At 37.2% G+C, this 15,795-nt stretch carries 17 protein-coding genes; 12 read left to right on the top strand and 5 right to left on the bottom strand.

Annotated elements, in window-relative coordinates; translation table 11 throughout:
• Nucleotides 1-141: 141 nt before the first annotated feature.
• From M3205_RS05415 to plsY, 3 genes are all read right to left on the bottom strand, one after another.
• Nucleotides 142-1,302, bottom strand: a complete 1,161-nt coding sequence (locus M3205_RS05415) for a CapA family protein (RefSeq protein ID WP_251168974.1) — start codon at nucleotides 1,300-1,302, stop codon at nucleotides 142-144.
• A 117-nt stretch (nucleotides 1,303-1,419) separates the two neighbouring features.
• The gene (locus tag M3205_RS05410; protein ID WP_251168973.1) at nucleotides 1,420-2,133 is read right to left on the bottom strand and encodes a sensor histidine kinase; all 714 of its coding nucleotides are present in this window, start codon (nucleotides 2,131-2,133) and stop codon (nucleotides 1,420-1,422) included.
• A gap of 159 nt (nucleotides 2,134-2,292) precedes the next feature.
• Nucleotides 2,293-2,877, bottom strand: coding sequence for a glycerol-3-phosphate 1-O-acyltransferase PlsY (plsY, locus tag M3205_RS05405; RefSeq protein ID WP_251168972.1), 585 nt, complete (start codon nucleotides 2,875-2,877; stop codon nucleotides 2,293-2,295).
• 191 nt (nucleotides 2,878-3,068) lie between these two features.
• Between plsY and M3205_RS05400 the strand changes: the two genes are divergently transcribed.
• The 9 genes from M3205_RS05400 (at nucleotide 3,069) to M3205_RS05370 (ending at nucleotide 9,863) form a co-directional block, all read left to right on the top strand.
• A complete protein-coding gene (locus tag M3205_RS05400) occupies nucleotides 3,069-3,389 on the top strand; it encodes a DUF3243 domain-containing protein (RefSeq protein ID WP_251168971.1) in 321 nt (106 codons plus the stop codon).
• A gap of 129 nt (nucleotides 3,390-3,518) precedes the next feature.
• A complete protein-coding gene (locus tag M3205_RS05395; RefSeq protein ID WP_251168970.1) occupies nucleotides 3,519-4,961 on the top strand; it encodes a phospholipase D family protein in 1,443 nt (480 codons plus the stop codon).
• 123 nt (nucleotides 4,962-5,084) lie between these two features.
• A complete protein-coding gene (locus tag M3205_RS05390) occupies nucleotides 5,085-6,497 on the top strand; it encodes a glycosyl hydrolase family 18 protein (protein WP_251168969.1) in 1,413 nt (470 codons plus the stop codon).
• Complete coding sequence (locus M3205_RS05385) at nucleotides 6,454-7,383, top strand: formylglycine-generating enzyme family protein (protein ID WP_251168968.1); 930 nt, start codon at nucleotides 6,454-6,456, stop codon at nucleotides 7,381-7,383. The genes M3205_RS05390 and M3205_RS05385 overlap by 44 nt, the downstream gene beginning before the upstream one ends.
• A 48-nt stretch (nucleotides 7,384-7,431) precedes the next feature.
• Nucleotides 7,432-7,608 carry a LysR family transcriptional regulator gene (locus tag M3205_RS25800; RefSeq protein WP_311315708.1) on the top strand — a complete coding sequence of 59 codons (177 nt, stop codon included), beginning with the start codon at nucleotides 7,432-7,434 and terminating at the stop codon, nucleotides 7,606-7,608.
• 87 nt (nucleotides 7,609-7,695) lie between these two features.
• Nucleotides 7,696-8,346 carry a LysR substrate-binding domain-containing protein gene (locus M3205_RS05380; protein WP_311315707.1) on the top strand — a complete coding sequence of 217 codons (651 nt, stop codon included), beginning with the start codon at nucleotides 7,696-7,698 and terminating at the stop codon, nucleotides 8,344-8,346.
• Between the two features lie 42 nt (nucleotides 8,347-8,388).
• The gene (locus M3205_RS05375; RefSeq protein ID WP_251168967.1) at nucleotides 8,389-8,970 is read left to right on the top strand and encodes an HNH endonuclease; all 582 of its coding nucleotides are present in this window, start codon (nucleotides 8,389-8,391) and stop codon (nucleotides 8,968-8,970) included.
• Nucleotides 8,971-9,071: 101 nt separating this feature from the next.
• On the top strand, nucleotides 9,072-9,206 hold the full coding sequence (locus M3205_RS25565) for a hypothetical protein (RefSeq protein ID WP_285886141.1): 135 nt from the start codon (nucleotides 9,072-9,074) through the stop codon (nucleotides 9,204-9,206).
• An 81-nt stretch (nucleotides 9,207-9,287) separates the two neighbouring features.
• Nucleotides 9,288-9,863, top strand: coding sequence for a hypothetical protein (locus M3205_RS05370; RefSeq protein ID WP_251168966.1), 576 nt, complete (start codon nucleotides 9,288-9,290; stop codon nucleotides 9,861-9,863).
• Between the two features lie 387 nt (nucleotides 9,864-10,250).
• On the opposite strand, the gene M3205_RS05365 is transcribed toward M3205_RS05370, so the two are convergent.
• Entirely contained in the window at nucleotides 10,251-10,787 is a 537-nt protein-coding gene (locus tag M3205_RS05365) for a hypothetical protein (protein ID WP_251168965.1), read from the bottom strand.
• A gap of 76 nt (nucleotides 10,788-10,863) precedes the next feature.
• Between M3205_RS05365 and M3205_RS05360 the strand changes: the two genes are divergently transcribed.
• The gene (locus M3205_RS05360; RefSeq protein ID WP_251168964.1) at nucleotides 10,864-11,487 is read left to right on the top strand and encodes a hypothetical protein; all 624 of its coding nucleotides are present in this window, start codon (nucleotides 10,864-10,866) and stop codon (nucleotides 11,485-11,487) included.
• A 668-nt stretch (nucleotides 11,488-12,155) separates the two neighbouring features.
• On the opposite strand, the gene M3205_RS05355 is transcribed toward M3205_RS05360, so the two are convergent.
• The gene (locus tag M3205_RS05355) at nucleotides 12,156-12,626 is read right to left on the bottom strand and encodes a transposase family protein (RefSeq protein WP_251168963.1); all 471 of its coding nucleotides are present in this window, start codon (nucleotides 12,624-12,626) and stop codon (nucleotides 12,156-12,158) included.
• 2,010 nt (nucleotides 12,627-14,636) lie between these two features.
• Between M3205_RS05355 and M3205_RS05350 the strand changes: the two genes are divergently transcribed.
• Both M3205_RS05350 and M3205_RS05345 read left to right on the top strand, forming a co-directional pair.
• On the top strand, nucleotides 14,637-14,903 hold the full coding sequence (locus M3205_RS05350) for a glycoside hydrolase family 18 protein (protein WP_251168962.1): 267 nt from the start codon (nucleotides 14,637-14,639) through the stop codon (nucleotides 14,901-14,903).
• Nucleotides 14,904-15,317: 414 nt separating this feature from the next.
• The gene (locus M3205_RS05345) at nucleotides 15,318-15,710 is read left to right on the top strand and encodes a hypothetical protein (protein ID WP_251168961.1); all 393 of its coding nucleotides are present in this window, start codon (nucleotides 15,318-15,320) and stop codon (nucleotides 15,708-15,710) included.
• Nucleotides 15,711-15,795 lie beyond the last annotated feature (85 nt).

The raw sequence follows: 15,795 nt of genomic DNA, 5'->3' as shown, positions 1-15,795 counted from the left end.
TGATCTCGTTGAATTGGATTATGTTTAGAAAGCATATTAATCACCTCAAGCATTGTATTACTTCTATTTTAAATCAAAAAAGACTGTCGACAAGTACGATTTTCATCGAGTTTGTCGACAGTCTGAAGCGCTATAAGCGCTTTACTGAACATTACCCATCATATGTTTCATAATTTCGGCATATTTGGACTCTGCATGGGGTAAACCAAAGCTGCCCGCATCCTCGAGCGGTACGATCCGGTAATGACTTAGCTGTTTATTGCTGACATAGGTCGGTACAAATTCCGGATTGGTAAGTGTGACATTGACCCCATTTTGGTCAATGTATTTTGTAACCTCTACAGTGGCAAGCCCGCCTATATCTTTATAATCGCGCATCTGCCCAGATAAAAAATTGCCAAGCGAGTATACGACCAATGACCGGCCGCCGTCTTTTCTGTCAATCCACTCCATAGGCTGCAGTACATGTGGATGGTGGCCGAAGACAATGTCAACACCTTCATTAACAAGTGTCTGAGCTAATTTCTTCTGATCCTCTGTTGGCTGAAGCTGATATTCATTCCCCCAATGCATACTCATCACAACAATGTCAGCTTCGTCTTTAGCCCGTTTAATTTCTTTTTTTATGGCGGTTTCATCAATGAGATTAACGAGGTATTCTTTACCTGCCGGTACGGGTATTCCGTTTGTGCCATAGGTATAAGAAAGATAGGCAACTTTAATTCCGTTTTTGCTGAGTATTTTCAAGGTTTGCTGCTCCCGCGGTGTTCTGCTCGTTCCCACATGCGGCAATCCAATTTGATCCATATAATCGAGAGAAGCTTCCAAGCCCTTTACTCCCTTATCGAGTGAATGGTTATTGGCAGTTGAAACGATATCAACGCCTGCATCTATCAAAGCATCCCCCACTTCCTGAGGGCTGTTGAACATGGGGTAACTGGAAATACCTATATTGTGGCCGCCCAGAATAGTCTCCTGATTGGCAAGTAAGAGATCGGGAGTATTTAATAGCGATTTTGCATGTTCAAACATTGGTTTGAAATCGTAGCCAGTTTTTGTTTTTGCATCATTATATACCCAATCATGAATAAGGATGTCGCCAATAGCTCCCAAGGTCACCCTTTCAATAAGGATTTTATTGCCCTCGGCAGTTTCCCTGATTTCTGGATGCAGCTGTACAGGTTTGGCTTCAGCAGCCTCAGCTTTGTATTCAGTGTGCATTTTATAGATTAAGAGACCCGAACAAAATACTAATGTGGTACAGAAAAATGCGGATAGCATAAAGGCTTTGGTGTTTTTCATTAAAATTATCCCCTTAATATAGAGCATTAGAAAATATATTAATAGTCTAATTTTAATATGGATCTTTGCATTTTTCATCATTTTTCTGCAATTATTTCATCGTTTTCAATCCCTTTATCAGTTCGAAGCCATAGGAAGTTCAATTGTAAAGACACTGCCTTGTGAATGAGTGGAATGGACTTTAATACTGCCATTATGTTCCTCAATTATTTTCCTGCATATGGATAGACCGATGCCAGTCCCTTTTTCTTTTGTTGTATAAAATGGTGAAAATAATCGGTGAATCGTTTCTTCTGACATGCCCGTTCCATTATCCTCAATAATGATTTTGGCTTTAAGGCTGTTTGATTTGACAGTCAGGCAAACCTTTCCATCTCCTGCATGAGCTTCTTCACATGCCTCCAATGCATTTTTTAATACATTGATCAGTACTTGCTTTATCTTATTCGAATCACCATAGATGATGGGCTTTTTAGGACATAGGTTAACAGAAAGGTTTATTTTTTTTATATTTGCCTGATTGTCGAATGAAATCTTCATTTCCTTAATCAATTTGTTTAAGTCTATTTCCGTTTTCGTGTTAAATCCAGCCTTAGATGCATTTAGAAATTCATATATCATATCATTTGCCCTATTAATCTCATCAATGGCAATTTGGGCGTAGTGTTCTTTGCCGATCTCAATTAAGTAGGGCTTTAAGAGCTCCATAAAACCTTTCACTGTTGTCAACGGATTTCTGATTTCATGGGCTAATACTGCTGCCAGCTGTCGGTCGATTTCACGGATTTCTATTTCTGCTTTTTTTATATATTTCACTTTTTCCTTCTCCATCTCATTGTTCATCCTAACATTAGCGTTTTCGGCAAAAGTTAAGCCTAAACTAATGTATGGCGAAAGATATCAATATATGTTCTTTTATGTATAAAAATTTATTCGCAAAGTAAAAAACAGCAGAAATAAGATCTGCTGCTTTGCGGTGCGGGCTGGCTTTTAGCCAAGCCATTTTATTTTGGGCTCGGTTTTGTCCCTGATTCGTTTAATGTTGGCCCTGTGCCTGTATATAACAAAGAATCCCAGGATAGACACAACAATAATCAGCGGTAAGTCTCCTAATATAAAAGCGTAAATGATGGAAGCTGCTGCTGCTAGAATAGAGGATAAAGACACATACTTAGTTATGTAAAGGCTTAGAAAGAAAACACCCAATATGATAAGAAACATGAACGGTACATAGGCTAACAGCACTCCGCCTGAAGTTGCCACTGCTTTTCCTCCGCGAAAACCGGCAAACAGCGGATACATATGTCCAATAACGGCAAAAACTCCGGCAATAAGATGATGCATTTCTGAATCAAAGAAAAAGGGAAGGGATGCAGCAAGGGTACCTTTTAAGATATCGGCTATGGTAACGATCATGCCGGCCTTCACTCCAAGGGTTCGGAATGTATTGGTACCGCCCAGATTTCCGCTGCCATGCTCACGAATATCCACTCCATAAAAAAGTTTTCCAACAATTAAACCTGAAGGAATGGAGCCAAGTAAATAAGCTAAAATAATGATAATTCCATAAATCATAAAAACTCTCCTTCATACTTTCTATGTTAGTATATTGTACCATGTGAGCAAAGCAGCATACCATGTGCAATTTAAAAGAAGACCAATTTATTTCTGGGGGCTTCAAACTCTCTCGCTTTTGTTTGATATGTTTGTCACCGGGTATTAGTAGACTGTCACAGCAATCAAATCCAATTAAAGGAGAGATTAGCATGGAACAAAATAATAAAGTAAATGGACAAGCAGCTAATGTAGAGGGTAAGCTCGATAACATGGGGAGCGAGAAGAAAGATGAAATTCTTTCAAGCTTTGATGGGTTTAAAGATTATTTAAGCGGAAAGGTTTCCATGGGACAGAAAATGGGCATGGATGAGGAGCAGCTTGCTAATACTGCTCAAAAGGTAGGAGATTATCTGGCTTCCAAAGAAGATCCGAGAAACCGGGAAGAAAAACTTCTTCAGGAATTGTGGAAGGTAGGAACAGAAGAAGAAAAGCATAAGCTGTCACATATGCTTGTAAAGCTTGTTGGGTAATAATAGATTTAAATGGCGAAGGCACCTGCCTTCGTCTTTTATTTTGCCTGAACGCGCATAGATGAGTTTACAATAGTCAAAAATGGTCTATATATAGTTATCTCAGTCTAAGGAGCAGGGGGAGTCTTGGTGAAAAAGGTTCTGGGAAAAGTAAAAATAAAAAGGGTATGGATACCCATATTGAGCCTTGTGCTGGTATTGGCAGCAACCATCATCTATCAATCCAATAAATCACTGCCAAAGGGTCTTTCGTTTGAAGGGGAAGTATATTCTGCAGAAGATGCTCAGTTCCTTTACGATTTAACCTATGAAAAAGAAAATGGCAAAAGAGAAAGTGAGCAGCAGATCTTTCAGCGTATTATAGAAGCAATTGACGAGTCAGAGGATTTTATAGTGATGGATATGTTTTTATTTAATGGCTTTAATGATGGGGATAAAAATTATCCGGATATTAGCGGTAAAATTGCTGATAAGCTAATAGAAAAAAAGCTCAGCCGCCCGAATATGGAAATTACCGTGATCACGGATCGGATTAACAGCACCTATGGATCGCATGAAGTTCCGGAATTCCGGGACCTTAAAGAGAATGGCATAAACGTGGTTTATACTTCACTAGTTCCTTTAAGGGATTCAAATCCTATTTATTCGGCATTCTGGCGTGTATTTATTCAATGGTTTGGCCAGAGTGGAGAAGGCTGGCTGCCGAATCCGCTCGCAGAAAATGCTCCAAAGGTGACATTTAGGTCCTATCTCGATCTAATGAACATAAAAGCAAATCACCGGAAGGTTTTTGTGACGGAAAAGACAGGAATTGTAACGTCCGGAAACCCGCACAATGCGAGCGGATTTCATTCCAATATAGCATTTGAAGTAAAAGGGCCAATCTTAGCTGATCTCGTCAAAACGGAGCAGGCAGTGGTCGATTATTCAGCATCCGGAAAATTAGCAGATTTCAAACCTGAAAAGAGCAATAAAACTGGCCCGCTTAAGGTCCAGGTGCTGACTGAAGGCAAGATCTATAAACATATTCTTCAAGAAATTAATAAAGTCAAGAAAGGAGAAACCATCTGGCTAGGCATGTTTTATCTTGCTGACAGGAAAGTAGTTGACGCACTTAAAGAAGCAGCCGACCGGGGAGTTATAGTACAAATGATCCTGGATCCCAACCAGAACGCTTTTGGATCTGAAAAAATTGGGCTTCCTAATATACCTGTTGCAGCTGAATTGGATAAACTAGGTCATGAAAACATAAAAATCAAATGGTACAATACTGGATTTGAACAATACCATCCGAAAATCATGTATGTTACCGGCAAAGAAAAAAGCTTGATCATAGCTGGTTCAGCTAATTTTACAAGAAGAAATCTGGATGATTTAAACCTGGAGACAAATTTAAAAATCAGTGCACCAGCCCAATCCCAGGTTATAAGGGATGTTGACAGGTATTTTAATAAGCTTTGGAATAATGATGGTGCCATTTATACAAAGAACTATTCATCTAACGAGAAAATGCCGGGGGTTAAGTATATTACTTACAGACTGCAGAAGCTTACTCACTTTACAACATACTGAAAAAGGTTGAAACCTTTCCTGTATTAATTTCGTTAATATAGGAAGGGGTGAATAATTGATGAAATTCTAAAATTTCTTCCCATGATCTATTTCGTTACAATGGAAATAAGGGGAGGAAGAGAAATGTATGAAATAGAAACAAGTAAGAAAAAGGCTCCCGCTAAAAAATTTATTTTTGCGGGGCTTTTGTTTGCTTTTACACTGATAACCTCAAGCGTAATCCTATTTTTATACCCTTTTGCTTCAAAAGAGAAAGCAGATTACTTTAAAGGAGATCATCCAATTTTATTTATGGGCAAGCAGGAGGGAAATGCTTATTTAGAAGGGGAAACGACATATCTGCCATTACCATTTCTGCAGGAATTTGTTGATGAAGCTATTATGGTTGATGAACATTCACAATCTATCATCATTACCACTAAGAATAAAGTAGTGCAGCTTCCATCTGATTCTTCGAGTTATTATGTGAATGAGGAGGCTGTTAAATTGGACTTTTCTGCTGTTAAACAGATAGATGGAGAAAGGTATTTAGCGATTGAGCCTCTATTGGAAATCTACCCAATAGCTTATTCAATACTCCCTGATACAGGTGCAGTTTGGATTAAAAAGAATGGAGATACTTTGGCTTCCGGTAAAGTGACGGAAAAAGATATTCATGATGAATTGCTCCGGCTGAGGACAAAAGCAAGTCTGAATTCACCGTATACATCCACCTTATCTCCGAAAGAGAATGTCTTTATAGAACATGAAAAAGAAGACTACTTTTTTATTAGAATAGAAGACGGTACAGCCGGCTATTTGAAAAAGAAATACATAAAAAAGGGAGAGAGCAAGAAAATTGCTATTTCTCTGGAAGAAACAGAATATACAGTCCCCAAATTAGATGGTCCTATTCAGCTGACATGGGAAGCTGTATATACTAAAAACCCGAATACTTCAAACATCCCGAGGATGGCTGGTGTGAATGTCATTTCACCAACATGGTTTGAGCTGGCTGACGGAAAAGGGACTATTAATAATCTTGGTTCAAAGGATTATGCAAAATGGTCCAAAAAACAGGGATACCAAATTTGGGGCTTGTTTTCAAATGCATTTGACCCTGAATTGACACATGAAGCTTTTGGTTCTTTTGATACCAGGCAGAATATGATTCGCCAGCTTCTGCATTTCAGTCAATTAAATGGATTAAACGGGATCAATCTGGACATTGAAAATGTTAATCCTGCAGACGGTCCTTACATAACACAGTTTGTAAGGGAAGCCACTCCTTACTTTCATGAAGCAGGTTTAGTAGTGTCGATGGATATCACTTTCATTTCATCAAGCGGCAATTGGTCTGCCTTTTATGAAAGGGATAAGCTGGCGGGTATAGCAGATTATATGGTAGTCATGGCTTATGATGAACATTGGGGCAGCTCACAGGTTGCGGGAAGTGTAGCAAGCCTCCCTTGGGTCGAGGAAAACCTGAAACATTTGCTTGAGGTTGTGCCCAATGAGAAATTATTATTGGGTGTGCCTTTATATACAAGACTATAAAGAACAGAGCGATACAGTCTTCAAACATAATGGAATAAGATCAACTGCCGGAATGGTTTTTCTCCCTGGAGGAGAATACCTGATGGGTACTGCAGACCGGGAAGGTCCAGTCCGTACCGTAAAGATTGATCCTTTCTTGATGGACAGCTACGCAGTGACTAATGAAAAATTCCAGGATTTCATCAATGATACGGGTTATAAGACAGACGCTGAAAAATATAACTGGTCATTTGTTTTTCATCTTTTCCTTCCTAAAGAGCTGAAAACAAGAAAAAGGCAATCTCCCCATACCCCCTGGTGGTTTGCAATCGAAGGAGCTTCTTGGAAGCATCCTGAAGGCCCAGGATCCTTAATTGAAGACCGGCTGGATCACCCTGTCATTCATGTCTCCTGGAATGATGCAGCTGCTTATTGTGATTGGGCAGGAAAAAGACTCCCAACAGAAGCAGAATGGGAGTTTGCAGCGAGGGGAGGACTTGTACAAAAAAAGTACCCTTGGGGAGATGAGCTAACACCTGGCGGAAAGCACCTGTGCAATATCTGGCAGGGGACCTTTCCTGTGGAAAACAGCCTGGAGGATGGTTTTGCAGGGACTGCCCCTTCAAAGTCATTTCCGCCAAATGGGTATGGCTTGTTTAATATGGTCGGAAATGTATGGGAATGGTGTGCGGATTGGTTTACAAGAGACGTAGAAAAGAACGGCTCCAATAATCCAGCAGGACCTCTAAGCGGGGAAGCAAAAGCTATCAGAGGAGGGTCCTATTTATGCCATGAATCTTATTGCAATCGCTATCGGGTGGCTGCTCGCAGCTCTAATACTCCAGACAGCTCCGCTGGCAATACTGGGTTCAGGTGTGTTGCTGATGCCCCGCTTGTGTCCTATTGATATCATAAAAAAATCTATTTAAGGATGTTTGGAAGGAACTGATCTCTCATGAACATAGAAAGTTTGAGAATGTTCTGTTATGTAGTGGAGGAAGGAAGCATCAGCCAGGCTGCCAGAAAAGGCTTTGTCTCGCAGCCAGCGGTCACCAAACAGATCCATCAGCTGGAAGACCGTTACGGGGCCTTGCTGTTTGACCGCTCTGATAATCAATTAGTCCTTACATAGGCAGGATCAGCCCTTTATCCCTATGCCAAGGAAATTATTGCTTATTATGAACAATCCCAAGAAGCCGTCAGGACTATCTCCGGAAAAGTGGAAGCAAGCCTGCATGTTGGAGCCAGTTTGACCATCGGTGAATATATTCTCCCCGAATTGCTGGGAAAATTCATGAAAAAACACCCTAACATCAAATTTAACCTGTCCCTCGGCAATACTAATGATATGCTGTCAAAACTAAAGCATAACGAAATTGATATTGCCCTGGTAGAGGGCATACTTGAAAGGGATAAAGAGGACGGCGAATTAACAGTAGAAAAATTTGCTGAAGACCAGCTGATCCTGATTACCCCGGTTGACTGTAAATGGAAAAACAGGGATGATATCAATCTGGAAGAATTGAAGGACGAAAAACTTATCTGGCGGGAAGCCTCATCCGGTACCAGGATAACCGTGGAAAATCACTTAAAGGACTATGACTTTTTTCAGGATATCCACGCTTTTATGGAGCTCGGTAGTATGCAATCCATAAAGGGATCGGTAGAGGCTGGTCTCGGAATCAGCATCATGCCAAAATTAACGGTAAAAAAAGAGCTATCTTTTGGCATCCTGCACCAGGTTAAAATCAGGGATTTTTATTTAAAAAGAGAATTGTATCTTGTACAAAAGAAAAAACGGTTCCGAAAAGTAGGATTGTCTTCGTTTGCCAAATTTATCAGGACAAACCCAATCATCCACGATTTGTAAATTGTTTATTGTGTTGTGAAGACAGGTGAGACATAGTATCGCTTGTTCCGGCATAAATCCCCTCCTAGAGGAGCAACCTCAATTGTAAAAACAGTAGCTATTGGAGCTTTAGCTGTTGGAGTGGTAGATGTAATAGATGTGGCAGATGGAGCCGAGGTAGCTCATGCTGATGACAATATTCCAGACGCCGACCGTCCAAGTGATTTCTCTGAAATCACTCAAATCTCTACTGTAAATGAGGACTTGGCTGGTTCTGTTCATCCTATAACTGGTGTTCCTTTTGAAGAGGAAATTATTGATTTACCTAACGGAACCTCAATAATAGGAACCTTCCCGGAATTTGATGCTGAGTTCGAAGTATACATAGATGAGAGTTTATATCTTCAATCTGATTATGTTCATTTTAGCTATGCTAACCAAGAATTATATGATGACATTCAAATGGATCCTGACTTAGCAGAGGATTTAGGATTATCCAAACAGGACATTCAAGGGTTAGCTAAAGGAGATACTCCAGAAGGATTTACTTGGCATCATAACCAAGAGCCAGGCACTCTTGAGCTGCGACAGGTCATACAGGTGGAAGAGAGTTATGGGGTGGAGGAAATGAGTACAGATAAATGATTACATATGCAATCGCTACAATTTTTGGCTTAGCATTATTAATTATTTTCTTTTAAGCGGGTATTTATTTTTTGTTATTTATTTTAGGTGGAGCATTTGCAATGCTTGAAATCGAGAGACCATATCTATTAATCGGTGATTTAATATTTTGCGGTTGGGGGAATTTTAGCATTGTTGTGTTGGGGGTTACAGCTTGTTTTATAGTAAGCCTGATTTTACCGAGTAAAGGCAAATAAAAAACGTTTTTAAGTACGAGCAACCATTTCTTGGTTGCTTTTTTAACTTCTAAGCATCAAAAAAGGACAGGTGGATGTAGAATGAGAACCGAGTATGGCCTTTTTAATAACAATGTTGAAGTAAATATTGATTCAATTATTAAAAAAATTTGGTGTGAGAAAATAAAACGAGATTATGGTTATAAATTCTTCTTATATGAAGATTCATTAAAAAGCGCACTCTATTACCATATTAGGACTGAACTAGAGAACAATGGAGGATTCATCTATGATTTACGAATTTATACCGAATATAGACTTCCTTGTGGAAGAAGAGCAGACATTGCTATATTAAAAATAGATTTAGAAAAAGCTAAAACGTCCCATTTGAAAGATTCTGTAATAGGGATTGAGGCGTTAATTGAAATAAAGTATAAGGCAGCAAACGTATTTAAAGATTATTACGATGACTTAAATAAAATGGCAGATTACTCAAGGTTATATCCTAATTCTAAACTGTACGCTGCATTTATACAGGGGGATTATTATAATGATGATAATTGCAGCTGGCTTAATGAAATGGAGTTTGATAAGACACTTTCAAATAAAATTATTGAGTTACTTGGTTATTGGGATTCAGAGACAGATGCGTTTGTTACAAAAGTGACCAACAGCTAATCTCCAATAATAAGAGTGTGGTTAATAATAAATAAGGCTTTAATACTCATGAGAAAATAAAGAATCCACAATCTCGTTTGAGCAGTCCTTCGGACACGGTGTACATGTGCCCTAATGAATGGGCTTGTTAATGGACCGCGATTTTCCTGGCAGACAGCATTCAAATGAATTGTGGATTTTAGTCTTATTATATGCAAGTTACTCCTTCATAGACCCTTATCAAAAAACAAAAGGGTGCTTTCTTAATATAGGTATGAACAAACCAATATGATATAATTTTTATGTACAGCAAATAAGCAGGGTGGGCAGCGGCCGCCTCCAATCCATTAGGAAAGGGGGTGCCGCTGATGGTTACGTATGAAGCAATGAACTTGATGGTGAGCTTATTTACATATTTTCATGGTATAAGGTCTCTCCATCCTTAGTATACACTTTTATAGTTTGAATGTTGTCAGGATCTAACTCTGTTTTAGCTATGTAACTCACTGTATAAGACTTTTCTTTTTTTGAATTAACTACAAATTTTTCTGTTTTTCCTTCTTGTGAAATTAACTCAAAATAACCTACTTCCTGAGGATCTTTTTCAAACTTTACTCCTACATAATTATTATATTCCCCTTCAAGAAGAAGAACATAAAAATCTAATCCCCTTTGCTTTCCCATTTCAGTTTTCATTTCTCCATTTTTACGGTACTCAACTAACCCTATCGTATTCTCAGAAGTATTTTCATATAAAGAATATATATGATCTTCATCAGGATGGAATTCTAAGCTTTCATATTCATTGTGTTTCATATAATCATCATAGGCATTCAAAAGGATGTTTCCATTTGGATCTGTTTCTTTAAATACTAGTTCATATACTACAAGCCCAATTACTAGAGCCCCTAATAGTACCAAAGTATAGATTGAATATTTCTTCATCAAAAAACCTTCCAATTTAATCCATTTTTTCCGAAAAATTTACTATAATATTAATACTATAGAGGGAGTTGGAAAAATGCAAAGGGAAAAAACTACCAGTCACTGGTTCTTAGCTGTATTACTAGTAATTTCTTTGTTTACTGTACCTTTTAATGCCAGTGCAGAAGAAGCGATCTATGTTCCGGAAGTTGAATTTTCACCAGAGATAATTAATCAATATATAGATGGTGAGGGAAATTTAATAACCGAAACTTCTAGCCTACCAGATAGTTTTGTTACTGACCAAAATGGAAATATCATTAAAAGCGGTGGGGTATCTACATTCTCATGTGCCTATCAATACAAATATGAAACACTCTCAGATAAGCTAGATAGATCAAATACCTTTATAAACTATCATCCTTCATTTAAAAGCTGGGATAAAGTAGACGGATACTTTTTTGGTCAATCAACTGTAAGTTATTCTATTGGTTATAGTGGAGCAAGTGGGGCTTCAGTTTCTGTATCAGTAGCACCACCTGGAAATGGTACATTTATCAAGGCAGACCCTGCTAGATGGTCCCGTCCAGGAATTTACGGTGACGTTTGGAGAAAATATCAGAGAATAACCCGTACGGGCGGTTGCAGTAGCGAAAAATATATTACATATAAAACTTCCTACCATACCAAGAAAACATATATTAAAGCCAAATACCAATAATAGAAAAAACGAGGGCATCTGCCTCGTTTTTTCTTTGTCGAAATGAAGAATATATTGGCGTCAGAATCATAGGGAATTAATCCATAATCTGAATAAGAAATTCTCCGAGAAACCACATATACTCTCAATTGACAGAAACATAATTATACGAAAGGGCAGGCTAATCAGCTGCCAAACCAGCTGGCTTTTTCTTATTTAACAAACGGGGCAGCTTTGTGGAATAAAGAAGCGGGCACTAAATGAATTACAAAATGTTACAATTGCGTTAGAAGCAAAATCAAAATTTAGGATAAGGAGAATTTTTATGGAGAGAACTTTAGTGAAAACGGCTATATATTCCTTTATTACTTCTTTCTCATTAATGATAGTTTTGATACAAAGGGTTAGAACCACAGAAGATGTTAATGGAATGGTTTCGTCATCAGAAACAACTTATCCAGAGTTTTTCTTTATGATTTTAAAAAACTCAATAATTATTACATTCATAATGGTCATAATTATGTTTCTTTACAAAAGATACAAAGGAAAATGATTGCTATTAGGGAGACGGTTGTTCTTATAGACAATCGCCTCTTTTGTTAAAGGGGCTGTATGCCTTAATTAAAGGTTTATGGGTTTGAAGGTCGCAGATTATCGTACCGTAAGTATGCCCTTTCTTGAAAGCAAAATCATCCAAACCGAGGAAAGGGTGACACCTCCGGATTTAGTGCTGTCCGCCGAACAATGGCTAATAAGGTATCGTGGCTTATCGGAATGTGTGCAGCGTGCGCCACCTTTTCAGCTGCTAGACAGCTAGTGGAAAACGCTATTTTTCTTAACAGCTCTTCCGCACGAAAGGTGCGCCGGCCATTGGCTGAGATTCCTTCATACCGCTCAGTGAATATCTTAACCGAACAATCCGCCTTGTCACAAAACCATTTTCTTGAAAGGAGATGCAGCTCGACCGGCTGACCGCTGACAGGGAGATCCTGTATGATCCGTGCATATCGGCTATGAATTTTTGAAGTGTTTTTATTGCATTGTGGACAAGAAGCAGATGACACGGTGCTTTGAACTGTGAGGAGTAAGGAGTCAGATTCAGCTGAAGAAGAAACATGAATAAGTTCCAGATGAGGATCAGGCGATAACCATAAGATCATTATAAATCTACACCTCCTGAATATTATACTTACCTAATATCCAGAAACCGCCTTCACCAAACAACCGTAAGAACCACTTTTATTTTGCAATAAACAATGTGAAGAATTGTACTTTAACAATAGGGTGCTTTTATTTGAAGGGGACCTAAAAATTTCTAGTTAGAAAAGGAATGTCTTCAAAATTGAGACATTTCTTTGGTTTTTCTAGAGTACAACTTACTTTCATTATGACAGGGCAGTTGATTATCATGAAAAAAGAGGATATTAATTGACCGGAACGCATAATAACAATTCCAAAAGGGAAACGACTTAATATCATATATCAACGGATGTATAATAACGGAATAAATGTTCGTATAATACAAATTAACGCAGACATAAATTTGACTTAGTAAACGACCAAACCCTTGGTGTATAAGGGTTTGGTCGTTTTTATAATTATATCATATTTAGCATTAAGAAGGATTAACGCTTATTTATGAATTAACGCTTGTTTGTAATCAAGTAAGAGGCAACCGATGTTCAAAGTTTTCTCATCGAAATTGGCCTTTTTTTGTTACTCCGGAAAAGTGTCAGTATGTTTAGGTGCAATTCGTCATAATCTTCATTAAAGCTTCTGCAAAAATCATAAAGCATACCCAATAATGGGTACCGCCAAAATTACTATTCATAAACTACTTAAAGGTTCTTGATTTGATAGCCAATAACTATAGAAGTAATATCTACCCCAAAAGCATATACTCATATTCTGTTCAAGCACCAGTTTAACTATATGGATCTTACCGATTCATGAGAAGTGAGGGAACGGTCGGCTTTTTGGGGCTGCCCCTAAAAGCCGGTTGCATTTGCAAGAGGTAGTTAAACTATGTATGGTGTGTATGGTTATCTAATAAAAAACAATGAATTGGATTTTTAAAAAGAAAAAATATACTCATATACTAGTAGTCAAACTAAAAAACGAGTATATTTTTTACCTTATTTCCCCTGGTAAACCTTACTTTCCGATTTTTTAATAACTAATAACTTTTTTAATAAAATCACCAAATAAAAACCAATAACAATACCTATAAAATTTAAAATTACATCATCAATATCAACTGACACCATTGGGACTTTGATTGGCTTTGTTGTATTTATATTAACTTTGATAGTTTCTAAGTATGTTTCACTAAGTTCAATGTTAGCTGGTATATCTATAATTATTTACAGCCTTATTTTCGGGGAAAGAGTCATTATTGCCCTTCATTTTTTATTAGTGCATTAGTGATATTTTTGCACAGGCAAAATATCAAAAGATTGATAAAAGGGACAGAAAACAAACTATGGTAATGAAAATAAGAAATACAAATATCAAAAGTTATTTGGTGAAACCAAAAGAGGAGATTGTAAAGAATTGAACTTAAACAATAGGGTGCTTTTATTTAAGAAGGGAACTAAATATTTCTAGTTAGAAAAAGGAATGTCTTCAAAATTGAGACATTCCTTTCGTTATTCTAGCGTACAACTTACTTTCATTATGACATTATGCCAGGGCTGTGTGCCTTATATAGTTAGTTGACATGAAAAAAGAGGATATTAATTGAAAGGAACGCATGATAACAATCCCAAAAGGGAAACGTAAAAAAGAGCGAATTGTGCCATTACACGAGAAGCGTGGGGCTAGGTGTTCACATTTCGCCCTACATTTGCTGCTTATTTAGCACGGGAAGGAATGCCATTATTTCGATTAGGACATAATGGTCTGCACCAAAACACAGCTGTATGCTCGTTTATATCATGAAGCAAGAAAAGAACTGTATGTTCAAATGATGTAAAAAAATGGAATAAATATTCGTATAATACAATTATTACGAATATTAGTTTACATAATTATATTATTTTAAACTTTTTCAATGCATTAAAATGGTTTTTGTATATTCGAAGAAGTCAACTAAATGATCATCAAGTATCTTTCTTAAAATAACTAAGGAACAAAAATCAAATGGGGATGTTTCTTCCAAAGCCCTATCAATGGGCAAAGTGAAAGAATGGCTCAATAAAAATAAAATTACTCCGGTATACGATCCGGCAAGCGGGCAAAATTACGCGGAGTCTTATTCCGAAAAAAATAAAGTCACATACAGGGTATGGCTTGAAGATGGAGTTTCACTATTAAAACGGGCAGAATTAGCAAAGAAGTATAATTTAGCCGGTGTTGCAAGCTGGAGCAGGTACTTTGCAGATGAAACAGCATGGTCTGCATTAAATTTAACTAATAAGGAAGCAGCTAAAAAATAAAAGAACGGCCGGAGAGGATTTAAACAATTTAGTTTTTGTGGAGAAACATCGTAGATAGTACATAAATTATCATACCTTTTAGCACAGTAACTAGCAGAACTGTTTTCACTGATATATCAACGTTTTATAAGAAAATAACAACAAAATATCATAATAATAGCACCCAAAATAACAACTTGACAATGGCTATTGTCATTGTGCGAATAATGGTGCTATTTTACTTGTAAATTGCTATATTATTATCAGTCTGTTTTCGAGAAAAACCAAGGATTTATAACATTATGTAGTAAAATGCACTTGAAAATTTTAGTGCTTCACCTAACGAAGCAGGTTTGAAATTAGTTATGAAACTTATTTTATGGAAATACGTCTATACTATAAGGTTATTAAGGTCATTACAAATTAGAATGATAAATGGAGGTAGATATGAGGGGCTTATTTATTATCTTTTCAATCATATTGTTAGTTTCTTGTGATAACCAAACCTTAGGAACAGTTGTTAATGAATATGATGTTAGTAAATTAAGTATTGATTTTGGTAATAAAAAAGCATACGAAATAGGAGCTAATGTTGAAGGAATGCCTATTTTTAAAGATACTAAAAAAGCATTAAAACAGGCAAAGCTGGAATACAAGGAAGCCTTTGAAGCAGTAGCTAAGGAGTTTGATTTAGAACCCTTTAGTGATAGTAACTATAAAGAATACAAAAAATATGGGTGGCAAATAACTGTGAAGGATAAAAATGTTCAAGAACAAGGTGTGGAATTATCAAAGTTTCTTGATATATACGAAAATAGTTTTGAATAATGATTAATATTAAGCTAAAGGGTGCTTTCGTATTATTGAGTTAACCAGTTTTTACTTGTTGCTCTTTTTTTATAGGACCTATTAT

This window comes from Cytobacillus firmus, assembly GCF_023715565.1.
Lineage (GTDB): Bacteria > Bacillota > Bacilli > Bacillales > Cytobacillaceae > Cytobacillus > Cytobacillus firmus_C.
Note: the sequence above shows the minus strand (reverse complement) of the source record. Positions and strands in the feature narration are given on the sequence as shown.